Genomic DNA, 21,419 nt, shown 5'->3' on the forward strand with positions numbered 1-21,419 from the left:
GCGGAGAAAGTACCCTCGTTGCGAAAGTGAAGGTACTTTGTCCGCAACTCAACCTGAGGTGTGGGGGCGGGCAGGCTCACACCTACGGCGCGGTGATGGTGATCGGGACGACTGCCCTGGTACCGGCGCCCGGGACGGTCACCAGGAGCTGCTGGGCTCCGGTGACGCCGCCCGGGATGGTGATCGACACGGTTGCCCGGCCCACCTCATCCGTCCCGGTCACGATCGCCGGATCGATCGGTGCGGTGCCCAGCGAGTTTCCGGCGAGCGCAACGCCCACGAGGCCCAGAACCGGCTCGCCCGCGCTGAACAACAGCGAGGACAACGTGACCGTCACGATGTCCCCGGCGCTGTACCCGTTGGCATCGGCGGCGGAGAGCTTCACACCGACCGCGCGCTGCGCGTAGTCCGGTGAAGCCGTTCCGGATGCGGCGAAGTAGTCGACCATCGACTGGAGGTCGACTTTGCCGGAGTCGGCCCGTACCGTTCCGGATGCGAGCGTGGTGAAGTTGTCTCCGCCGGAGGCGAGGAACGAGTTCACGACGACCCGGTGAGTGTCGGCCGGCTGCACTTGGGTCCCGTTGAGGAAGACGTGCGTGATTCTGCCGCCCGCCGCCGCCGTGGGATCGTACGTGTAGGTCAGTTCCTTCGACACACCGAGCTTGAGGAACGGCCGGCTGGAGCCCGCGGGCTGCCACTGCTGTTCCAGGACCTGCCGGATTTGCGCACCGGTGAGGTCCATGGTGACCAGCGTGTTGGCGAACGGCTGGACGGCCGCGGCCTCCTTGTAGGTGACGTTGCCGTCGGGGTCGCCGGCTCCCGAGCTCAGGAACTTCAGGTCGGCCCGGAGCCCACCGGGGTTCATGAACGCGATCTCGGCTCCCGCCGGCGCCGTCGCCCAGAGCTGCACGTCGGCGACGAAGTTGCCGAGTGTGGACTCCCCGCCGCGGTTCTCGCTGCCGCTGGACTGCTTGGCCCGGTTGAAATCGGCCGTGACCTGGCCGACCTTGACCGCGCCGAGCGGTGCCGCCTGGGCCACGGCGGCTGCGACCACCTGGGCGACCGCGGCGTCTGCCGGGTAGAGGGCTACCGGCGGGTTCTTCGTCGAATCCATCAGCGGCAGGATGGAGTTGTTGATCGAGACCAGCTTCTTGACCACCGGGTCCCAGGAGATGTTCATCTGACCGAAGAACTCACCGTACTGCCCGGACGAGACGACCGGCCGACCGTTGATGACGTGGTTGTACGCAAGGTGAGTGTGCCCGGAGACGATGGCGTTGACGTCGGCATCGACGCCCATCACGATCCGACCGAACGACGAATCGTCGGTGGCCGTGCTCACATTCGTCGTCGCGGCACCCTCGTGCACGAGCAGGATGACGACGTCGGCCTCGCCGTTGTCGGGGTTCTTGTCGCGGAGATTGTCGGCGACGCGGTTGGTTTCCACGGTGACGTCTCGGATCTCGAGGTCAGCGATGCCGGACGGGCTCACCAGCGAGGGCAGCTCGTTCGTGACCGCCCCGATAAAGCCGACGGAGACGCCGTTGAAGTCCTCCACGTAGTACTCGGGGAGGGCCGGCTTTCCGGTGTTCTTGTCATAGACGTTGGCACCCAGGTACTCCCATTGGGCCCGCGGCATGACCCGGTTCTTCAGGTCGGCGAAGCCCTGGTCGAACTCGTGGTTGCCGACCGCGGAGACGTCGAGCCCGGCCAGGTTGAGCGCGTCGATGGTCGGGTTGTCCTGCTGGATGAAGGAGGTGAACGTCGACGCCCCGATCAGGTCGCCGGCGGCGGCGAAGACCGTGTTGGGGTTCTTGGCGCGCACCTGCTTCACCGCTCCGGCGAGCGTCGCGGCGCCGCCGGAGGCTCCGCTCTGCTCGAGTCGACCGTGGAAGTCGTTGACGGTGACGACGCTGACCTCCACCGGGAGCACTTTCTTGGAGATGCCCACCTTGATCGGGTCGTGGTCGCTGGAGCGGAACGGGGTGCCGGCCTCGGCCGCCGGGTATGCGTAGCCGCGGTCACCCCACTCGGCCGCGTTGATCCCCCACACGCCGGCGCCCGTGACCGAGGCGGCCAGGCTGGGCGTCGCGACCGCGTGGTCGAGCGAGCCGAGCTCGCCGTCGAAGGTGTAGGTGTACTGGCCGGTGGTCTTCGCCCTCACCAGGTCGACGTAGCCCGCCTGGGTGAAAACGTTCATCGGGTCTTCCTGCGAGTAGGCGTTGAAGTCGCCGAGCAGCAGCACATCGTCGCTTTCCGAGGAGTCCTGCAGGTCGCCGACGAACGTCACGAGGGCCTGGGCCTGCTCGACGCGCTCGGCGTTGAATTTCCCCTGGCCGTCGGCCGGCTCGGCGCCGGATCCGCTCTTCGACTTGAAGTGATTGGCCACGACGGTGACGACCTTCGGGCCGAAGGTGAACGTCTGGGCGATGGGTTCGCGCGCGATGTCCCAGACGGATTCGTCGATCTGGGTGCGGCTGGCACCGCGCGGCGTGAGCTCCGACTTCTTGTAGATGATCGCGTTGGTGATCGCGTCGGTGATCGCGTCGGTGATCGCCGGGTCGCCCAGCGCGGCCGGCGTGCGAACGTAATCCCAGACGTTCTTCTTCCCGAGCGCGGCGTTCAGCCCTCCGACCAGGTCGGCCAGGGCACTGTCGATCGGCTTGCCGAGCTTGACCGAGTTCTCGATCTCCATCAGGCTGACCACGTCAGCGTCGAGGCCGTTGATGGCCGCAACGATCTTGGACTTCTGGATGTCGAACTGTGCCTGGGTGGCGGCGCCGCGGGCGGCCGGGTTCTCGCTGCTCAGGGTCGTGAAGTAGTTGAAGACGTTGAAGGCTGCGGCCTGGATGTCTCCGCCCACCTCGGGGGCGGCGGCCGGGCGCGGGTTCGACGCGGCGAAGACCGGCTTGTCCTCGGCGTCGCTGGCATCGGTGATCGGCATGGACGGCTGCAGCCGCCAGTCGTCGAAACCATAGGACAGCACGGCGGGCCCGCCGGGGAAGGTGACCGTGTCACCGACGCGCACGACCTGGCCGGCCGTGAAGAACGGCTGGTCGCCGATGTGGGCGGCATTGCCGATCTGGATGTTGTAACCGTCGTCGAGGAGGATCCGGTTGGCCCGGTTCGCGGTCGCGATCGCGGTCGCGTCGGGTCCGGGCGGCACCTGCTCGGTGCTCTTGACGAGCGGCCTGGTGCCGGCCGACAGCCAGAGCGTGCCGAAGTTGTAGAGCTGGTGACTCGAGCTGACCCGGTAGGTTCCGGCCGGCGCGACGAGCATGCCTTCCAGCTGCTCCCGGCCGCTGCCGACGAGGGTGTCGGGCAGGGCGGTTGCCGCCGGCACGCCGACCGCGGCGGTGACGAGCTCAACCGCGCCCGCCGCAGAGCCGGTGACCTGGGTCAGGCCGAAGTACTCGCTCACCGGACCGGTCACCCGCACCAGGTCGCCGAGGGCGACGGCCGGGTTGGCCGATCCGAGGAAGATGAAGACGCCGTCTGAGGCGCCCGGCGTCGCGTCCGTTGGCCCACCGGAACCGGCGCTCTGCAGGTAGACGCCCCGGTAGCCGCCGACGCGGTGGTCGGCCGTGATAATGCCCGCCACGGTGACGGTCGCTCCGACCAGCGGGCTCGCCGCTCCGGGGCCCTGGACCGCGGCAATCGTGTGGGTGACCGTGGCCGCGTGCGCGGGAGTGGCCGCGAGCATGGACAGGCCGAGCGCCGCGGCCGTCGCCAGGGCGACGGCCCGGCCCCGGCGGGCGCGACGTGCGGCGCCCTGCGGGAGCGATTCGATGGGGGTACGTGGGACGACGTGACTCATAACCTTGAGCTCCTTGGGTGGGTGACCATGGGTGTCGGGCGCCCACGGACCGTCGCCCCTTGTAGGGCCACCCGGCTGGGGGTAGCCAGAGTCTAGGGACGAGCGCCCAGCGGGTCTACGGATGCGCAACGTTCGTCGTCTGCTCTTAAGTTGCCGGACGCCGTACGGTGCGCAAATGCGGGTGCCCGCCGACGCTCTAGGCTGAACCTCTATGCTCACCGCTTTCTACGGCCTCACCGGGGCACTCATCTTCGGTGCCGCCGACTTCCTGGGCGGCCTCGCCGCGAAGCGCATCAGCGCCATGCTGGCGACGGCCGTCGCCGCGCTCACCGGCCTGGTGGTGCTCCTCCTGGCATTCCCCATCGTCGGCGGAACCTGGTCGGCCGAGGCCGTTGCCTGGGGCGCGCTCTCCGGCGTCAGCGGCGCGATCGCGATTTCGCTGCTGTACGCCTGCCTCGCGGTCGGACCGATGAGCATCCTCTCCCCGCTGACCGCCGTCGTGTCGGCGGTCGTGCCGGCGACCGTCGGCCTGATCGGGGGCGACCTGCTCGCCCCGATCGGCTACTGGGCGCTGGGGCTCGCCCTGGTCGCGGTGGTGCTGGTCGGCTTCGTGCCGGAGCGGGGCGCCGTGCGGCCGAGCCTTACCGGCGTGCTGATGGCGATCGGCTCGGGGATCATGATTGGCGCCTTCATCATCATGATCGACCTCACCCCAAATGACAGCGGGCTGGTGCCGCTCGTGCTCAACCGGGCGGTGAATGGTGGGATCATGCTCTGCGTGCTCGGAGTCATCGCCTTCGTGGCGTGGAACCGGCGCCGATCCCTGCGGGTTGCGCCGCCGCCCCGCTCCCCCGAGGCGACGGCCACCCTCCGGGCGGGACTCGCGCTGGCGGTGGCATGCGGCGTGGTCGACGTGGTCGCCAACTTCCTGCTGCTCCTCGGGATCCGGGCCGGCGAACTGAGCGTGATGAGCGTGCTCACCGCGATGTATCCGGCCGGAACGATCCTGCTCGCCGCGCTCGTGCTCCGGGAGCGCATCGCCCCCGTGCAGTGGGCGGGACTGGCCCTGGCGCTGGCCGCTGCCGCGATGCTCTCCGTCGCGTAAGGCGAAGGTCCACGGGAGCGCTCACCTGGGGCGGGATTGCACCTGTGGGGCGCTCGGCGCCCCACAGATGTTGATCGTTTGCTCTTTCGACCACAAACCCGAATTGTGGCGGAGAGGCGAACGGGTGTCCCCGTCCCGCATGCGGACCGGTGATACATGGATGTTATTGCGCGCGTCCGGGCGAAACGCGCAGCAACACGCCGGAACAATGCCGGGCCTTCCGTCACCAACTCGTTACCCGCCGGGGGTGCTCAACGCTTGCACCCGGCGATTGGCCACGGCTACTGTGAAAGCACGCCAATTAGTGACCGACTGTTCGGTCACTAATTGCCCGTCCCCACCGAAGGAGATTCAATGAAGAAGTCTCGCCTGCGCGTTATCGCGCCGCTTGCGCTCGTCACGGCCCTCGCCCTGTCCGGATGCAGCACCGCCAACCTCGGCGGCGACAGCGCCCCCGACGGCGACGCGGAGAAGGGGCCGATCAAGATCGGCGCGGTGCTCGACGTCACGGGAGTGGGTGCCAGCCTGGGCGTCCCCGAGCAGAACACACTCAACATGCTGGCCGAACAGCTCAACGACGACGGCGGCATTGACGGCCGCGAGGTCGAGCTCACCATCGTGGACAACCAGTCGACCGAGGATGGCGCCGCCAAGGCCACGAGCAAGCTGATCGAGAGCGACAAGGTCGACATCATCATCGGCGCGTCACGCACCGGCCCCAGCCTGGCCATGCGCCCCATTGCCGAAGCCGCGAAGATCCCGATGATCTCCGTCGCCGCCAATGTGGCCATCGTCGAGGGTTCCGAGTGGGTCTTCAAGACCGCGCAGAACGATGTCGTCGTGCTCGAGACCATCCTCAATGACGCCAAGGAAAAGGGCTACACGAAGCTGGCCCTCGTCCGCGACGCCACCGGATTCGGCGAAGGGATCGCGGACTACATCACCGCACTCGGCTCCGAGCGCGGCATCACCCTCGTCACGACCGAGTCCTTCGAGCCGAGCGCGACTGACTTCACCCCGCAGATGACCGGCGTTCGCTCCTCCGACGCCGACGCCGTCATCATCTGGGGCATCAACCCCTCGGCCGGACTGGCCCAGAAGGCATACGTGCAGCTCGGCGTGAACAAGCCGGTCTACCACTCGCACGGCATCTCCAACCAGGCGTTCTTCGACGCGGCCGGTGACGCGGCCAACGGCGTCATCGCGCCGATGGGCCGTCTGCTCGTCGCCGACCAGCTGGATGCCGACAACCCCCAGCGCGAGGTCATCGAAAAGTTCAAAGCCGACTACAGCGAGGCGTACGGTGAGCAGCCCTCCGGCTTCGCCGGCCACGCGTTCGACGCCTGGCACATCGCGGTCAACGCGATCAAGGAAGCCGGCACCGACGCCGACGCCCTGCGCGACGAGCTCGAGAAGGCCGAGTTCACCGGAATTTCCGGCGTCTTCACGATGAGCCCGGAGAACCACTCGGGCCTCGACGCATCCGCACTGATCCTCGCTGAGGCGCAGGACGGCCGCTGGAACCTCGTCAAGGACTGACCGTGCTCACTGATTTCCTGCAACTGACGGTGGCAGGGCTGTCACAGGGATCTGTGTACGCCCTGCTCGCCGTCGGCCTGATCGCCGTCTACACCGTGCGCCATGTGATCAACATTGCCCAGGGTGAGTTCGCGATGCTCGCCGGCCTGGGCTCCATCTGGCTGGTGTCGGCGGGCATGCCGCTCATCGTCGCGATCCTGGTCGCCATCCTCTCGGTCACCCTCGTGGCGATCGCGATGGAACGGCTGGTCATATCGCGGGTGAAGAACCTGACTCCGCTCCTGTCCATCATCCTGACCCTCGGAATCTCCACGCTCCTGCAGGCGATCATGCTGCTGGCGTGGGGCCCGGAGGCCCGGGGGGTACCCCTGTTCCCGGGGACGAACCTCCTCATCGGCGGGGTGAGCATCCGCTCGCAGGAGTTCTGGATGATGGGCGCGCTCATCGTGGTCGGTGGCGGCATCGTGCTCTTCTACGAGAAATCGCGCTGGGGCAAGGCGCTGCGGGCGTGCGCGGAGCAGCCGGTTGCGGCGCGCATCGTGGGGATCTCCCCCGTTGCCGCGTCCGTGCTGGCCTTCGCGATTGCGGGTTTCGTCGGGGGTGTCGCCGGCGTGGTGGCCTCCCCGATCTACCTCTCGCTCTGGTCGGGCGGCGTGCTGCTCGGCCTCAAGGGCTTCGTCGCCGCCGTCCTCGGCGGCTTCGTCTCCTTCCGCGCGGCGATCATCGGAGCCCTCCTGCTCGGCGTGATCGAGGCCTACGTGGCCGGCTATGTCGGCTCGGGCCTGAGGGACGGCGCGGCCTTCCTCATCCTCATCCTTGTGCTGGTCGTCCGGCCACAGGGTCTCGTTCTCAAGCCCACAGCGGTCAGGGTGTAGCGACATGACAGATTCCACCAAACCAACCTTCGTGGGCAAACTCGCCCCCCGGGCCAGCTTCTGGACGAACAACAAGGGCACGCTCATCGGTGGCGGCATCCTCGTCGCCCTGATGCTCGTGATCCCCTTCACGGCCAGCTCCTCGATGATGAACATCGTCGTCTTCGCGATGATCTTCGCGCTGCCCGCCATCGGGCTCAATCTGCTGATGGGACTGGCCGGACAGGTCAGCCTCGGGCAGGCGGCGTTCTTCGCGATCGGCGCGTACACGCACGCGATCATGCTGACCAAACTCGACCTCCCCGGCCCGGTCGCGGCAGCCATCGGCGTGGCAGCCGCCATGCTGGTCGCCCTGCTCGTCGGGCTTCCGCTGATGCGCCTCCGCGGCCACTACCTCGCCCTGGCCACGCTCGGGCTCGGCTTCATCGTGATGATCGCGGTGCGCGAATGGGACGTCACCGGTCGAACGACAGGCATCTACGGCATCCCCCGGCCGACGGTGTTCGGCATCCCCATCGACAACAGCGGCTTCTTCCTCTGGTTCATCACGCCGTTCGTCGTGATCGGGCTGGTCCTGGCCCTCAACCTGACCCGCAGCCGCGCCGGACGTGCGCTCTCGGCGGTCAACGACTCCGAACTCGCGGCGGAGAGCCTCGGCGTCAACACGTATGCGCTGCGGCTCAAGGTGTTCGTGTTGTCCGCCGGATTCGCCGCACTCGGCGGCGTCTTCTACGCCTACCAGGTCGCGATTGTGAGCCCGACAACGGCCGAGTTCCACCTGTCGGTCTCGATCCTGCTGATGGTGGTCATCGGCGGTCTCGGGTCGGTCTGGGGCGCGGTCGCGGGCGCGTTCCTCGTGCAGTTCCTCGGAGAGGGCATGCGCGAGGTCATCCCGGCCATCTTCCCCGGCGCGACCGGCGAGGTGCAGCTGCTCGGCTACGGCATCGTGCTCATCCTGGTGATCCTGCTCCTGCCCGGCGGCCTCTACCAGGCGACAATCACGCTCTGGCGGAAGCTGCCCTTCGCCCGCAACCGCCGGGCCGCTGACGCACATGCCACCGCCGCCGAGGACGACACGACGATCCCGCAGCTCCCGGCGGTGAGCACGCCGGTCGCAGCCGGCGAACCGATCCTCGTGATCTCCGGCCTGACCAAGCGGTACGGGGGCGTCGTCGCCGTCAACGACGTGAGCCTCACCGTGCCGGCCGGTACCATCCTGGGCCTGATCGGCCCGAACGGCGCCGGGAAGACGACCTGCTTCAACATGATCTCCGGGGCGCTGACGCCGACTGCGGGCACGGTCACCTTCCTAGGCCAGGTCATCTCGGGCAAAAAGCCGCACGTGGCGGCCTCGCACGGCCTGACCCGCACCTTCCAGAACCTGCAGGTGTTCACCTCGACGGATGTCGTCGGCAACGTGTACATGGGCCGGTACCGCAAGGGACGCGCCGGCGTTCTCCGCGGAATGCTGGGGTTGCAGGCGCACGAGCAGGGCGCCCACCGGGCCGCATCCTACGAAATCCTGAAGTCGATGAGGCTGACGGATGCCGCGGACGACTCGGCCTCCGCGCTGCCGTTCGGCAAGCAGCGCATGATGGAAGTCTGCCGGGCCCTGGCCGCGGAGCCGGCGCTGCTGCTGCTCGACGAGCCCATGGCCGGACTGTCCGGCCACGAGCGCGACGTGATGGCCGAGCTCCTGCGCCGGCTGCGGACGGCCGGGCTCACGATCGTGCTCGTCGAGCACGATGTGGCCCAGGTGATGTCACTCGCCGACCATGTCGCGGTGCTCGACGACGGAGTGCTCATCGCGCACGGGGATCCGGAGACGGTGCGTAATGATCCGGCCGTTGTCGTCGCCTATCTCGGCACTGACCTCGACGAGGCCGAAGCCGAACTGAACGAGTTGGAGGAGCACGCATGACGCTCATCGTTTCCGGTCTCAACGCCGGCTATGGGCAGCTCGCGGTGCTGCACGAGGTCGGGTTCGAGGTGAGCCGAGGGGAAATCCTCGCCGTCGTGGGTTCGAACGGGGCCGGAAAGACGACCCTGCTTCGCGCCGTGAGCGGCCTCATCCGACCCACCGCGGGCACCGTGACCCTCGAGGGACGCACCATCACGGGCAAGCCTACGGAGAAGATGGCGGGCTTCGGCCTGACGCACGTCCCCGAGAACCGGCTGGTCTTCCCGACCCTGTCGGTGCGCGACAACCTGATGCTGGGCGCCTGGACGAAGAAGGGCCACGGCGACGTCGACTCGGTGCTCGAGTTGTTCCCCCGGCTCAAGGCACGCATGGGACAGGCCGCCGGCACCCTCTCGGGCGGCGAACAGCAGATGGTCGCCATCGGGCGCGGCCTGATGGCGGATCCGACGGCGATCATGCTCGACGAACCGTCCATCGGCCTCGCGCCGAAGGTCGTCTCCGAGATCATGGAGGTGCTCTCCCGGCTCTGCGTCGAGAAGCAGCTCGCCGTGCTGCTCGTCGAACAGAACGTGCGCGCCTCGTTCAAGATCGCGCACCGCGCCGTGGTCATGCACCGCGGACGGGTCGCGCTCACGGGCACGCCGGCCGAACTCGTCGAACTGCCCGAGGTGCACAACGCCTACCTCGGCGGCGCCGCGGTGTAGCTCTTCGCGCGCGGCGCCACCGCACGCCGCGGTTCATAACTCCGCCAGATCGGCGGCGATCGCCCCAACAGCCGCGTGATTTCGCAGGCTCAGGTCGCGCTTCCGATTTTCTGGAGGAGTTATGCGCAGACGTCCGGCGCGGAGTGTGAGCCGGTCAGCCGCGGCCGGTGAACGCGGGTGTGCGTTTCTGCTGGAAGGCGGCGAAGCCCTCCCGGTAATCCGCGGTCGCGCAGAGGGCCGCCTGGGCCGCGTTCTCGGCGGACATGCTCTGCCAGAGGCCCAGGCGCTCGTCGCGGAGCGCCCGCACAAGCTCCTTGCTCGCGAGGAACGCCTGCGTGGCCCCTGAGGCCGCCCGGGTGGCCGCCCGGACCGTCGCCGCCAGGACCTCATCGGCCGGGAAGACCTGGCTGAACAGGCCGGAGGCGACGGCCTCCGTTCCGGACATGAGCCGTCCGGTGTAGATCAGGTCGAGCGTCTTGTGCGCGCCGAGCCGTTCGACGAAGAGGGCATGGCCGCCCGAATCGAGCGTGGCCCCCAGATTCGCGAACGGGGAACCGATCTTCGCGGTGTCGGCGACGTAGACGACGTCCGTCGCGATCAGGAGGCCGAGGCCGACGCCCAGGCAGGCCCCGTGGGCGATCGCGAAGGTGGGCGCGGGGAACGCGCTCATCCGCTCGAGCAACGGGGTCACGAGTCCGCCGAGGTAGCCCATCACGTCGTCGGTCGCGGGGTCGACGCCGGAGATGTCCCGGCCGGCGCAGAAGGCGCGGCCCTCGCCGCGCAGCACCAGGGCGCGCACTCCGGCGGCCTCTGCGCTCGCGTAGGCGGCCTCGAGCTCGGCGAGGGCCGCCGGATCGAGCGAGTTCATCTTCTCGGGCGCGTTCAGCACCACGTGGGCAACGTCGTCCTGGATGGTCAGGTCGATCACGGCATCCGCCTTACTGCGCCTTCGCGCTATCCGTCGTAGTCGACGACGACCTTGTCGGTGGTCGGGTGTGACTGGCAGGTGAGCACGTAGCCGCGGGCCAGCTCCTCGGGTTCGAGGGCGTAGTTCTCGGTCATCGTCACGTCACCGCTGACGAGTTTGGCACGGCAGGTGCCGCAGACCCCGCCGGCGCAGGCGAACGGCACGTCGGGGCGAACGCGGAGGGCGGCGTTCAGGATGCTCTCGTTCGCGTTGACCGGCGTGGTGACGGTGGCGCTCTCCCCGTCGAGGGTGAACTCGATCTCGTACGTCTTGTCGCCGGGGGCGACGATGACCGGTCGCCCGGTGTCACCGCCGGCGGCCGAGGGCTCGCCGGTGGTGAACAGTTCGAACCGCACGTGCTCGGGCTCTACCTCGGCGCTCTCGAGCGTGTCGCGGCACAGCTGCACCAGCTCGAAGGGTCCGCAGAGGAACCACTCGTCGACCGAGGCGGGGCGGATGATCGTGTCGAGCATCAGCCGGAGCTTCTCCTCGTCGATCCGCCCGGACAGCAGGGTGGAGGAACGCTGCTGGCGGGAGAGCACGTGGTGCAGCGCCAGCCGCGCGGGGTACCTGTCCTTGAGGTCGGCCAGTTCGTCGAGGAACATGACGTCGAGGGCGGTGCGGTTCGTGTAGACGAGGGTGAACCGGGAGCTGTCGGAGTGCGCGAGCACCGTGTGGGCGAGCGACATCAGCGGGGTGATGCCGGACCCGGCGGCGATGCCGACGATGTGCTTGCCGTCGAGCTCGTGCAGCGCGGTCGTGAAGGTGCCCTGCGGGCTCATCACGTCGAGGCGCTGCCCCACGGCCAGTTCGCTGTTGGCCCAGGTGGAGAAGGCTCCGCCGAGGTCGCGCTTGATGGCCACGCTGACCGAGCCGGAGGTCGGCGGCCGGCAGATCGAGTAGCTGCGCCGCAGCTCGTGGCCGTCGACCGTGGCCCGGAGCGCGAGGTGCTGCCCCGGCACGTAGTCGAACTCGTCCTGCAGGTCCTCCGGCACCGCGAAGGTCACCTCGACGCTGTCGGCCGTCAACGGACGGATCTCGGCGACGGACAGGGTGTGGAACTTCGCGCGGTGCTTCGTTGCACCGGAGCGCGGGGCGCCGAGATTTGTTGCTGCCATGGTTAGAGCACCTTGAAGTAGTCGAACGGTTCGAGGCAGTCGCGGCACTCATAGAGGGCCTTGCACGACGTCGAGCCGAAGCGGGCGAGTTCCCGCGTGTTCAGGGACGAGCACCGGGGGCACTTGACGGCCAGCTGCAGCCGCACGGCGCCGGAAGGGCGAACGGACGAGTGCCCGGTCGGGGCCGCGATTCCGTACTCCTGCAATTTCGCCTTCCCCTCCTCGCTCATCCAATCGGTGGTCCAGGCCGGGGCGAGCACCAGGTCGACGGACACGTCGGCGTACCCGGCGGCGCGGAGGGCGGAGGTGACGTCGTCGCGCATGGCCTCGAGGGCCGGACATCCGCTGTAGGTAGGCGTCAGGGAAACCGTGACCGCGCCGCCCTCGCCGACGGCCACGGAGCGGAGCACGCCGAGGTCCTCGATGGTCAGCACGGGGATCTCCGGGTCCACGACCTGCGCCGCGATGTCCCAGGCACGGCGCGAGGCCTCGTCGACGGGGCGAGGTCGGGCAACCGAGGGCAGGGTCACCAGGACGCTCCGGGGTGCGCCCGGGCGAGCACCTGCATCTCGGCGAGGATGAAACCGAGGTTCTCGGAGTGCTTGCCGCCCCGGCCGCCGCCGGAGGAGATGAAGCCGCGGGGTACCTCGAGTTCCGCCTCGGCCAGCACCGGGACGATCGCGTCGTCGAAGGCCTGGCGGAGCGAGGACGGCCTGACGGCGACGCCCTCGAGCCGGTCGATGAGCGGCTCGTCGGCGAACAGCTCTTCGACGTAGGGCCACAGGTCGGACAGAGCCGTGATCATGCGCCGGCGGGATTCCTCGGTGCCGAGGGAGAGCCGGAGGATCCACTGCACGGAGTGGTCGCGGTGGTAATCGACCTCCTTGACCGACTTGGCGGCGATCGCGGCCAGGGTGGCGTCGCCGGATGCCTGCAGCCGCGTGTACAGCTCGAACAGGTAGTGCGCGGCGATGAACTGGCGCGCGATCGTGTGCGCGAAGTCGCCGTTGGGCTGCTCGAACAGGTGCGCGGAGCGGAACTGGGGTTCGTCGCGCCAGTAGGCCAGGTCGTCTTCGCTGCGGCCCGATTCGGCGCCGGCGTAATGCAGCAGCGAGCGAGCGTGCCCGAGCAGGTCGAGGCCGATGTTGCCGAGCGCGACGTCTTCCTCGAGTTCGGGGGCGCGGGAGATCCACCAGCCCAGCTGCTGGGCGATGATCAGGGCGTCGTCACCGAGCCACAGGGCGTACTCGGCCACGTCGTGCGAGGCGACGGATGCGCCCTCGACCAGTTCGGCGGAGAGGGTGACGGAATCGACCTCGACGTGTCCGTGTCCGTGTCCGTGGTCGGCGTTGGTGGCGGCATCCGCCGTGTTCGTCCCGGTCACAGGTGCTTCACCCCTTCGCTCTTGGAGTAGTAGCTGGCGTGACGGTAGTTCTTGCCGGCGGGCGATTCGAAGAAGGCGCCCTTCGCGTCGGGGTCGCTGGTGGTGATCGCGTCGGCGGGCACGACCCACACCGAAACGCCCTCGCCTCGGCGGGTGTACAGGTCACGCGCATTGCGCACGGCCAGGGTGGCGTCGGGAGCATGCAGGGAGCCAACGTGGGTGTGGCTGATTCCGCGGCTGGCGCGCACGAAGACCTCCCAGAGGGGCCAGATCTCCTTCTCGGACGTTCCGGGGGCGCTCATCATGCCACCGCCTTCGACCGGACGGCCTGCTTGCGGGCGTACGCGGCGGCGGCTTCCCGCACCCACGCACCGTCCTCGTGGGCCTCGCGGCGCCGCTGCAGGCGGCGGGCGTTGGCCGGGCCGCGGCCGGCGAGCACCTCGTGGAATTCGGTCCAGTCGATTTCGCCCATGTCGTATTGTTTCGTTTCCTCGTTGTAGCGCAGGTCGGGATCGGGCAGGGTCACGCCGAGCACCTCGGCCTGCGGGACGCACATGCCGACGAAGCGCTGGCGAAGTTCGTCATTGGAGAATCGCTTGATGTTCCAGGCCATGGACTGCGCCGAGTTGGGCGAGTCGTTGTCGGGCGGGCCGAACATCTGCAGCGCCGGCCAGTACCAGCGGTTGACGGCGTCCTGGGCCATCTCCCGCTGCGCGGGCGTGCCGTTCATCAGTTCGAGCAGGATCTCGAAGCCCTGCCGCTGGTGGAAGGACTCTTCCTTGCAGATGCGCACCATGGCGCGACCGTACGGTCCGTAGGAGGCCCGGCAGAGGGGCACCTGATTGCAGATGGCGGCGCCGTCGACGAGCCAGCCGATCGCGCCCATGTCGGCCCAGGTGGGACTCGGGTAATTGAAGATCGAGGAGTAGCGGGCCTTGCCGGCGATGAGGGCATCCGTCATCTCATCCCGGGTGGTGCCGAGGGTCTGCGCCGCGGAGTAGAGGTACAAACCGTGGCCGGCCTCGTCCTGCACCTTGGCCATCAGGATGGCCTTGCGCTTGAGGCTGGGCGCGCGGGTGATCCAGTTCGCCTCCGGCTGCATGCCGATGATCTCGGAGTGGGCGTGCTGGGAGATCTGGCGCACCAGCGTCTTCCGGTAGCCCTCCGGCATCCAGTCGCGAGGTTCGATCCGCGAGTCGGCCGCGATCAGTTCGTTGAACTGGTGCTCCTCGGCGGAAACCTCGACGGAGGCTTCCGTGGGCAGTGCGTAAGGCTCTGCTGGGGTGGTCATCATCGACTCCTGGTCTCTCCCGGTCCGGCTATCATTACCAACCGATCGTTCAGTTAGTATATGGTGTCACCAACGGCACGGCAACCGTCTGTTGCCGCGCGTACGGTCACTCAACGAGGAGAACCAGATACATGGATGCTTCACCCACCGGCAACCTCGCCATGATGGAGCGGGACCGGGCATCCGCCGGCCTCGGCATGATTGTCCAGCGCACTGAACCCGGGCTCGCGGTCGTTTCCATGATCATCAGGGACGACATGCTCAACGGCTTCGACGTCACCCACGGCGGGATCGTCTTCGCGCTCGCGGACACCGCCTTCGCCATCTGCTGCAATGACAGCCACCACGTCACCCTCGCGGCCGGGGCCGACATCGCGTTCCTCAAGCCCACGACCAGCGGCCAGACCCTCACCGCCACCGCCATGCTCCGCACGAAGAGCGGGCGATCCGGCATCTACGACGTGAGCGTCACCGACGACGACAACGCGCCGGTGGCAGAATTCCGCGGCCGCAGCCGCACCACCAACCTTCCCGTGCCCGAACGGGCACGCGACTAAATCCCCACGACGCCCGGAGGCACCATGTCAACGCTGACCAAGACCCGCCTGCACGCGCCCGCCACGGACGAGCTCGATCCGGAAGAGCGCATGTCCCGCGACGAGATCCAGTCGCTGCAGCTCACTCGCCTGCAGCACACCGTGCGGCACGCCTACGCGAACGTTCCCCTGTACACCCGCAAGTTCGACGAGGTCGGCGTGCACCCGGACGACATCCGCACGCTTGACGATGTGCACAAGCTGCCGTTCACCACGAAGGAAGACCTGCGCGTGTCCTACCCGTTCGGGATGTTCGCTGTGCCGATGGACCAGGTCGCGCGCATCCACACCTCGTCGGGGACCACGGGCCTCCCCACGGTGGTCGGCTATACGAAGAACGACCTGCGGATGTGGTCCGGCCTCGTCGCACGGAGCCTGCGCGCCTCGGGGGTACGGCCGGGCATGAAGGTGCACAACGCCTACGGTTACGGCCTGTTCACCGGCGGGCTGGGCGCCCACGCCGGCATCGAGGCGCTCGGCGCCGTCGCCATCCCGATGTCGGGCGGCCAGACGAACAAGCAGGTGCAGATGATCCGGGACTTCGAGCCCGACGTCATCATGAGCACCCCCAGCTACCTGCTGACCATCACGGATGCGATGGTCGCGGCCGGCATGGACCCCCGTCTCTCCAGCCTCAAGGCCGGCGTGCTCGGCGCGGAGCCGTGGACGAACCAGATGCGCCGCGAGCTCGAGGAACGACTCGACTTCGACGCCCTCGACATCTACGGCCTGAGCGAGGTCATGGGCCCGGGCGTCGGCAACGAGTGCATCGAGTCGAAGGACGGCCCGCACCTCTGGGAGGACAATTTCCTGCCCGAGATCATCGACGGCGACACGGGGCACGTGCTGGACGACGGTGAAACGGGCGAACTCGTGTTCACCTCGCTGACCAAGGAAGCGTTCCCGGTGATCCGCTACCGCACCCGCGACCTGACCCGGCTTCTGCCCGGCACCGCCCGGCCCGGCATGCGCCGGATGGAAAAGGTCACCGGACGCAACGACGACATGATCATCCTGCGCGGGGTCAACCTGTTCCCGACCCAGATCGAGGAGATCGTGCTCGGGATCGAGCACCTCTCCCCCCACTTCATCCTCGAACTCACGAGGCCGGGCCGGATGGACGAGCTGACCGTGCGCATCGAACGGCACGAGAACTCGGATGCCTCCACCTCCGACCGGGCGTGCGCGATCCTGATCGAGCGGGTGAAGGACCAGATCGGCTCGAGCGTGAACGTGCTGATCGTCGAACCCGGCTCGCTCGAACGCAGCACGGGCAAGCACAAGCGTGTCTACGACCTGCGGTAATCGGCCACAGGCTCGTGAGAGACTGATCGGCGATGTCTGAGCAACCAGCAAGCAAGCGCGGGCGCCCCGGTTACGACCAGCGCGCCATCCTCGAGATCGCCGTCGACGCCTTCAACGAATTCGGCTACGACGCCACGTCGATGGGGGTTCTGGCGTCCCGACTCGCCCTGTCGAAGTCCGCGATCTACCACCACTTCGCGTCGAAGGAGGAGCTGCTCGAGCTCGCCCTGAACGAGGCCCTCGACGCGCTGGAGGGCGTGCTGCAAGACCGGGAATCCCAGACCGGCCGGGCGATCGACCGGCTCGCGCACGTGCTCCGCGGCGCGGTCGAGGTGCTGGCCGCCAATCTTCCGTTTGTGACTCTCCTGCTGCGGGTGCGGGGCAACACGGTCGTCGAGCGCGCCGCCCTCGAGCGTCGCCGCGCCTTCGACCGGGCGGTATCCGGCCTCGTCGTCGAGGCCCGCAACGAGGGCTCGCTGCGCAGCGACATCGATCCGCGGATCGTGACCCGGCTACTGTTCGGCATGGTCAACTCGATCGTGGAGTGGTATCGGCCGGAGGGCGCGGAGGACCCGGCTCACCTGGCCGACGACGTGCTTGCCGTGGCGCTCGACGGTCTGCGGATGCCGACCATGAACCGCGTCGAAGACCTGACCTGACCTGACCTGACCTGATGGCATTTCTCGCCCGGTGAGGGGTCGCAAATCGACCTTCCCGTACGCCGGGAAGGTCGATTTGCGACCCCTCAGGGCGGGAAGCGGGCGTTAAAGAGATCAGGGGCATCCCCCCAATGGTGGATGCCCCTGATCGGTGAGCGGGTGCTAGATGTTCGCGAGCTCCCTGACGGCCGAGTCACCAGGCGTGGCGGAGTCGAAGCTGGCTTCGATCTCGGCGCGGCCCAGCAGCTCGTCCATGCGGCGGCGACGCTGCTTCGGGATGAGCGTCACAACCGTGCCGTTCTTGCCGGCGCGGCCGGTGCGGCCGGCGCGGTGCAGGTACGTCTTGTACTCGTCGGGAGCGTCGGCCTGGATGACCAGGTCGATGTCGTCCACGTGGATGCCGCGGGCTGCGACATCCGTTGCCACCAGCACGTTGACGCGACCGCTGGTCAGCATGGCCAGGTTGCGGGTACGGCGGGCCTGGTTCAGGTCGCCGTGCAGGCTGGTCGCCTTCACGCCGGCGTCTTCGAGCTGGTCGGCGAGCTGCTCGGCGTACGCACGGGTGCGGCTGAAGATGAGCGTCTTGCCCTGGCGGTCGACGAGCTGGCCGATGATGGCGCTCTTGTCGCGGTGCTCGATCATGAGCACGCGGTGGTCGATCGTGGAGGAGGCCTGGTCTTCACCGGCAACCTCGTGCACCGCCGGGTTGGTCAGGAATTCCTTGACCAGCTGGGCGACGCCCTTGTCGAGCGTGGCCGAGAAGAGCAGCTTCTGGCCGCCCTTTTTGGTCTGGCGCAGGATGCGCTGCACCGGCTCGAGGAAGCCCAGGTCGCACATGTAGTCGGCCTCGTCGAGGACGGTGACGATGACCTCGCTGAGGTCGAGACGACCCTGTTCGATCAGGTCCTCGATGCGGCCCGCGGTGCCGATGATGATGTCCACGCCGCGCTGGAGCGCGCTGACCTGGCGGTACTGCGGGACGCCGCCGTAGATCTGGGTGGTGAAGAGGCCGACGCTGCGGGCGATGGGCTGGATGGTGCGGTCGATCTGCAGGGCCAGCTCACGGGTCGGGGCCAGGATGAGCGCGCGGGGCTTGCGCGCCATCTTGCGGTCCTTGGCGCCGTTGTTCTCCAGCAGCTTCTCCACGAGGGGAGCGCCGAAGGCAATGGTCTTGCCGGAACCGGTCTTGCCGCGGCCGAGCACGTCGCGGCCGGCGAGCACATCCGGGATGGTCGCGGCCTGGATCGGGAACGGCGCCGAGGCGCCGAGCAGTCCGAGCTCACGCACGATGTTCTCGCCGAGGCCGAGGTCTGCGAAGGTCACGCCAACGACATCGGATGCCGTCGTCGCGATGGCTTCGAGACGCTCGAGTACGACGTCGTCACCGGCGGCGAATTTGGGCTTGGAGTCGCGGTCCGGGTAGAAGTTGCTGGAGTGGCCGCCGTCGCGCTCCGAGCGGGCCGGACGGTCGGTGCGGGCCGGACGGTCGCCATAGGAGGGGCGCTCAGTGCGGGCCGGACGGTCGTTGTTGTACGCCGGACGGTCGGTGCGGGCCGGACGGTCACCGTAGGAGGGACGCTCGGTGCGGGCCGGACGGTCGTTGTTGTACGCCGGACGGTCTGTGCGGGCCGGACGGTCGCCGTACGAGGGGCGGTCGTTGTTGTACGACGGGCGCTCGGTGCGGTTGGGGCGATCGCCGTAGGACGGACGGTCGTTGTTGTACGCCGGACGGTCGGTGCGTGCCGGACGGTCGCCGTACGACGGACGCTCGGTGCGTGCCGGGCGGTCACCGTAGGAGGGACGGTCGTTGTTGTACGCGGGACGGTCGGTGCGCGCCGGACGGTCGCCGTACGACGGGCGCTCGGTGCGGTTCGGACGGTCGCCGTAGGACGGACGGTCATTGTTGTACGCGGGGCGGTCGGTGCGCGGGGCGCGGTCGCCGTACGCGGGACGGTCCTTGTTGTAGGCGGGGCGGTCCGTGCGCGGGGCGCGGTCGCCGTAGGCCGGACGCTCGGTGCGGTTCGGGCGGTCGCCGTAGGCAGGACGCTCGTTACGCTGGCCGGTGGCCGGACGCTCGTTGCGGGTGCCGTAGGCCGGACGATCGCCGGACGGACGCTCCGAGGCGCGGGCTGCGCGCTCGTCCGCGTTCCAACGCTGCTTCTTGGGCGCACCCTCGTCAGCACGGTAGCCGCGATGACCGGGGCTCTTGCTGCCCGAGTTGGACCCGCCCCTGCTGGGGCCGCCCTTCGAGGCGTACTTCGGGTCGAAATTCTTTGCTGGCTTCTTGTCAAAAGGCATAACGGTATTTCTGGGTTGTGTTGAGTACATGGCAGAACGACGACGCACATACGCGACGCAACCTGAGCACCCGGGCAGTCGATGGCCGGGCCGTTCACATACAGTGATTTTTCACCAGCGGATTACTGGGAAACCGGCCCATCCTGACTTACAAACCCATCCGCGCACACGTGAAAATAGCGCGGTGTCAAGAGCCGACTTGTCTACGTTACCCGATTGTTGCCCGAAAGTCACGGACAATCGTGGTTTACCCTGTATCAATGCGTACGACGATCGCCATCGAATCACCCCGGCATCACGATATCGAGGCCCTCCTGGGTCTGAGCGCGGAGTACGCCGAGTCGCTCTATCCGCCGGAGAGCAACTTCCTGCTCGGAGTCGACGAGCTCGAGCAGCGGGGCGTGACCTTCTATGCGGCACGGGACGAAACCGGCCGGGCGCTCGGCATCGCCGCCCTCGTTCCGAGCCCCGGCGACACGGCCGAGCTCAAGCGCATGTTCGTGCATCCGGAGGGCCGCGGGCGCGGTCTCGGCGCCGCCCTGCTCGTCCGGATCGAAGCGGATGCCGCCGCCCGCGGCATCCGCGAAGTCGTGCTCGAAACCGGGCCGCTGCACGCCGCCGCCCTCGCGCTCTACCGCCGGCAGGGCTACCGGGAGATCGCCCAGTTCGGCCAGTACATCGGGGAGGAATTCAGTGTCTGTTTCGCAAAAAGCCTCTGACCGGGAGGAGGACGGCCGCCGCAAGCGGGCCGCCGCATGGCTGAAAGCCGGGGTGCGGCATCCGGAGCTTCTCCTGGCGGCAAAGGCCGCCCTCGCCGTCGGGATCGCGTGGTCGATCGCGCCGTATCTGCCGGGCGTCGCCAACGACTACCCGTACTACGCCCCGCTCGGGGCGCTGGTGAGCATGGCTCCCACGTTGATGGGTTCGGTGAAGAACGGCCTGCAGACCGTGGCCGGGCTGGCCATCGGCGTGCTCCTGGCGGGCGCGGTCATCCTGTTGAGCGAGCCGAATGTTTTCACGATTTCGCTCGTGGTCGGCATTGGATTCCTGATCTCGGGAAGCCGCCGGATCACCACGGCCCGGGAGTTCGTGCCCGTCACCGCGTTGTTCGTGCTGATCGTGGGAGGGCCGAACGCGGACTCGTACTCGATCGGGTACCTGGTGCAGGTGTGCCTCGGCATTTCCGTCGGCCTGGCCGTCAACCTGCTGATCCTGCCGCCGCTCAGGCAGGACGCCGCCGCGGCAGAGCTCTCGCGCTTCCGCACCACCCTGGCCCGACACCTCCGCGAGATCAGTGAAGCCCTGACCGAGAGCTGGCCGCCGGAGCACGAAGCCTGGGCGACACGCGGCGACATGCTCAGCCGGACGGCGAGCGAGGTGCGTGCGGCGGTGATGCAGGCGGACGAAAGCCGCAAGGGCAACCCGCGCGCACTCATCCACCGCCGGGACCTGCTGGCCGCTTATGACGACGTGGCAGCGCTGGAGACGGTGTCTTTCCATGTGCGGAACCTGACCGACGTGCTCGCCGGGGCGGTCTGGGGCGACCCGCTCCCGGTCGAGGTGCCCGCCGAACTGCGGCCTTCCCTCGGCGCCGCCATCCGCTCGGTGGCCCGGATCCTGGACGAGTGGGACTCCGGCACCGGGGTGCTGGCGCCGCCCCGCGACGAGGCCGAGGCGGGACTGAAATCGCTCAGGGCCGAGCTGGAGCGGCAGCGGCACTCCGGAGCCGAGACGATCAGCGCCGCGTCCGCGATCGACATGGACCTGCGGCGCATCCTCGTCGCCCTGCGCCCCAGCGTCGAGCGCGACGCCGAGGACATCCCCACCCCTGCCCCCTGAA

General features: G+C 68.3%; 18 protein-coding genes. 10 read left to right on the forward strand and 8 right to left on the reverse strand.

Annotated elements, in window-relative coordinates; genetic code table 11:
• Window positions 1-82: 82 nt before the first annotated feature.
• Window positions 83-3,817 carry an ExeM/NucH family extracellular endonuclease gene (locus E3T54_RS09140; RefSeq protein ID WP_134475408.1) on the reverse strand — a complete coding sequence of 1,245 codons (3,735 nt, stop codon included), beginning with the start codon at window positions 3,815-3,817 and terminating at the stop codon, window positions 83-85.
• Between the two features lie 211 nt (window positions 3,818-4,028).
• Here E3T54_RS09140 and E3T54_RS09145 point away from each other — a divergent pair, with 211 nt between their 5' ends.
• The 5 genes from E3T54_RS09145 to E3T54_RS09165 all read left to right on the forward strand — a co-directional run bounded on the left by E3T54_RS09145 (window position 4,029) and on the right by E3T54_RS09165 (window position 9,961).
• Window positions 4,029-4,922: a DMT family transporter gene (locus E3T54_RS09145; RefSeq protein WP_134475409.1), complete on the forward strand. Its 894-nt coding sequence runs from the start codon at window positions 4,029-4,031 to the stop codon at window positions 4,920-4,922.
• Between the two features lie 354 nt (window positions 4,923-5,276).
• Window positions 5,277-6,461 (forward strand): ABC transporter substrate-binding protein, encoded by a 1,185-nt coding sequence (locus E3T54_RS09150; RefSeq protein ID WP_092323514.1) that lies wholly within the window; start codon window positions 5,277-5,279, stop codon window positions 6,459-6,461.
• Window positions 6,462-6,463: 2 nt separating this feature from the next.
• Complete coding sequence (locus E3T54_RS09155; protein ID WP_166784508.1) at window positions 6,464-7,336, forward strand: branched-chain amino acid ABC transporter permease; 873 nt, start codon at window positions 6,464-6,466, stop codon at window positions 7,334-7,336.
• A 4-nt stretch (window positions 7,337-7,340) separates the two neighbouring features.
• Complete coding sequence (locus tag E3T54_RS09160) at window positions 7,341-9,257, forward strand: ATP-binding cassette domain-containing protein (protein ID WP_092323517.1); 1,917 nt, start codon at window positions 7,341-7,343, stop codon at window positions 9,255-9,257.
• Window positions 9,254-9,961 carry an ABC transporter ATP-binding protein gene (locus E3T54_RS09165; protein WP_134475410.1) on the forward strand — a complete coding sequence of 236 codons (708 nt, stop codon included), beginning with the start codon at window positions 9,254-9,256 and terminating at the stop codon, window positions 9,959-9,961. The genes E3T54_RS09160 and E3T54_RS09165 overlap by 4 nt, the downstream gene beginning before the upstream one ends.
• 154 nt (window positions 9,962-10,115) lie before the next feature.
• Here E3T54_RS09165 and E3T54_RS09170 read toward each other — a convergent pair whose 3' ends face one another.
• The 6 genes from E3T54_RS09170 to paaA are packed head-to-tail and all read right to left on the reverse strand — an operon-like array spanning window position 10,116 to window position 14,724.
• Window positions 10,116-10,889 carry an enoyl-CoA hydratase/isomerase family protein gene (locus tag E3T54_RS09170; RefSeq protein WP_134475411.1) on the reverse strand — a complete coding sequence of 258 codons (774 nt, stop codon included), beginning with the start codon at window positions 10,887-10,889 and terminating at the stop codon, window positions 10,116-10,118.
• A 26-nt stretch (window positions 10,890-10,915) separates the two neighbouring features.
• On the reverse strand, window positions 10,916-12,046 hold the full coding sequence (gene paaE / locus E3T54_RS09175; RefSeq protein ID WP_134475412.1) for a 1,2-phenylacetyl-CoA epoxidase subunit PaaE: 1,131 nt from the start codon (window positions 12,044-12,046) through the stop codon (window positions 10,916-10,918).
• A 2-nt stretch (window positions 12,047-12,048) separates the two neighbouring features.
• Window positions 12,049-12,576 (reverse strand): 1,2-phenylacetyl-CoA epoxidase subunit PaaD, encoded by a 528-nt coding sequence (gene paaD / locus E3T54_RS09180; RefSeq protein WP_277870651.1) that lies wholly within the window; start codon window positions 12,574-12,576, stop codon window positions 12,049-12,051.
• Window positions 12,573-13,430, reverse strand: a complete 858-nt coding sequence (gene paaC / locus E3T54_RS09185; protein WP_174844409.1) for a 1,2-phenylacetyl-CoA epoxidase subunit PaaC — start codon at window positions 13,428-13,430, stop codon at window positions 12,573-12,575. Before paaC ends, paaD begins: the two co-directional genes overlap by 4 nt.
• A complete protein-coding gene (paaB, locus tag E3T54_RS09190; RefSeq protein ID WP_134475479.1) occupies window positions 13,427-13,732 on the reverse strand; it encodes a 1,2-phenylacetyl-CoA epoxidase subunit PaaB in 306 nt (101 codons plus the stop codon). Before paaB ends, paaC begins: the two co-directional genes overlap by 4 nt.
• Complete coding sequence (gene paaA / locus E3T54_RS09195; RefSeq protein ID WP_134475413.1) at window positions 13,732-14,724, reverse strand: 1,2-phenylacetyl-CoA epoxidase subunit PaaA; 993 nt, start codon at window positions 14,722-14,724, stop codon at window positions 13,732-13,734. The genes paaB and paaA overlap by 1 nt, the downstream gene beginning before the upstream one ends.
• Before the next feature lie 128 nt (window positions 14,725-14,852).
• Between paaA and paaI the strand changes: the two genes are divergently transcribed.
• Genes paaI through E3T54_RS09210 form a run of 3 tightly spaced genes read left to right on the forward strand, consistent with a single transcriptional unit; the run spans window position 14,853 to window position 17,281 of the window.
• The gene (paaI, locus tag E3T54_RS09200) at window positions 14,853-15,278 is read left to right on the forward strand and encodes a hydroxyphenylacetyl-CoA thioesterase PaaI (RefSeq protein WP_198414455.1); all 426 of its coding nucleotides are present in this window, start codon (window positions 14,853-14,855) and stop codon (window positions 15,276-15,278) included.
• A 24-nt stretch (window positions 15,279-15,302) separates the two neighbouring features.
• Window positions 15,303-16,622: a phenylacetate--CoA ligase PaaK gene (gene paaK / locus E3T54_RS09205; RefSeq protein ID WP_134475414.1), complete on the forward strand. Its 1,320-nt coding sequence runs from the start codon at window positions 15,303-15,305 to the stop codon at window positions 16,620-16,622.
• A 32-nt stretch (window positions 16,623-16,654) separates the two neighbouring features.
• A complete protein-coding gene (locus E3T54_RS09210; protein WP_134475415.1) occupies window positions 16,655-17,281 on the forward strand; it encodes a TetR/AcrR family transcriptional regulator in 627 nt (208 codons plus the stop codon).
• A 162-nt stretch (window positions 17,282-17,443) separates the two neighbouring features.
• Here E3T54_RS09210 and E3T54_RS09215 read toward each other — a convergent pair whose 3' ends face one another.
• A complete protein-coding gene (locus E3T54_RS09215) occupies window positions 17,444-19,579 on the reverse strand; it encodes a DEAD/DEAH box helicase (RefSeq protein ID WP_134475416.1) in 2,136 nt (711 codons plus the stop codon).
• Between the two features lie 260 nt (window positions 19,580-19,839).
• Between E3T54_RS09215 and E3T54_RS09220 the strand changes: the two genes are divergently transcribed.
• A complete protein-coding gene (locus E3T54_RS09220; RefSeq protein ID WP_134475417.1) occupies window positions 19,840-20,298 on the forward strand; it encodes a GNAT family N-acetyltransferase in 459 nt (152 codons plus the stop codon).
• Window positions 20,273-21,418 (forward strand): aromatic acid exporter family protein, encoded by a 1,146-nt coding sequence (locus E3T54_RS09225; RefSeq protein WP_134475418.1) that lies wholly within the window; start codon window positions 20,273-20,275, stop codon window positions 21,416-21,418. The genes E3T54_RS09220 and E3T54_RS09225 overlap by 26 nt, the downstream gene beginning before the upstream one ends.
• Window position 21,419: the final 1 nt, after the last annotated feature.

This window comes from Cryobacterium sp. Sr8 (assembly GCF_004403225.1).
GTDB classification, from domain to species: domain Bacteria; phylum Actinomycetota; class Actinomycetes; order Actinomycetales; family Microbacteriaceae; genus Cryobacterium; species Cryobacterium psychrotolerans.

What these genes read in the sequence shown, in the direction of transcription:
- E3T54_RS09220 (WP_134475417.1), top strand. Translation starts at nt 19,840, where the DNA reads ATGCGTACGACGATCGCCATCGAATCACCCCGGCATCACGATATCGAG.
- E3T54_RS09145 (WP_134475409.1), top strand. Translation starts at nt 4,029, where the DNA reads ATGCTCACCGCTTTCTACGGCCTCACCGGGGCACTCATCTTCGGTGCC.
- E3T54_RS09140 (WP_134475408.1), bottom strand. Translation starts at nt 3,817, where the DNA reads ATGAGTCACGTCGTCCCACGTACCCCCATCGAATCGCTCCCGCAGGGC.
- paaK (WP_134475414.1), top strand. Translation starts at nt 15,303, where the DNA reads ATGTCAACGCTGACCAAGACCCGCCTGCACGCGCCCGCCACGGACGAG.
- paaE (WP_134475412.1), bottom strand. Translation starts at nt 12,046, where the DNA reads ATGGCAGCAACAAATCTCGGCGCCCCGCGCTCCGGTGCAACGAAGCAC.
- paaI (WP_198414455.1), top strand. Translation starts at nt 14,853, where the DNA reads ATGGATGCTTCACCCACCGGCAACCTCGCCATGATGGAGCGGGACCGG.
- E3T54_RS09160 (WP_092323517.1), top strand. Translation starts at nt 7,341, where the DNA reads ATGACAGATTCCACCAAACCAACCTTCGTGGGCAAACTCGCCCCCCGG.
- E3T54_RS09150 (WP_092323514.1), top strand. Translation starts at nt 5,277, where the DNA reads ATGAAGAAGTCTCGCCTGCGCGTTATCGCGCCGCTTGCGCTCGTCACG.
- paaB (WP_134475479.1), bottom strand. Translation starts at nt 13,732, where the DNA reads ATGAGCGCCCCCGGAACGTCCGAGAAGGAGATCTGGCCCCTCTGGGAG.
- paaA (WP_134475413.1), bottom strand. Translation starts at nt 14,724, where the DNA reads ATGATGACCACCCCAGCAGAGCCTTACGCACTGCCCACGGAAGCCTCC.
- E3T54_RS09215 (WP_134475416.1), bottom strand. Translation starts at nt 19,579, where the DNA reads ATGCCTTTTGACAAGAAGCCAGCAAAGAATTTCGACCCGAAGTACGCC.
- E3T54_RS09210 (WP_134475415.1), top strand. Translation starts at nt 16,655, where the DNA reads ATGTCTGAGCAACCAGCAAGCAAGCGCGGGCGCCCCGGTTACGACCAG.
- E3T54_RS09165 (WP_134475410.1), top strand. Translation starts at nt 9,254, where the DNA reads ATGACGCTCATCGTTTCCGGTCTCAACGCCGGCTATGGGCAGCTCGCG.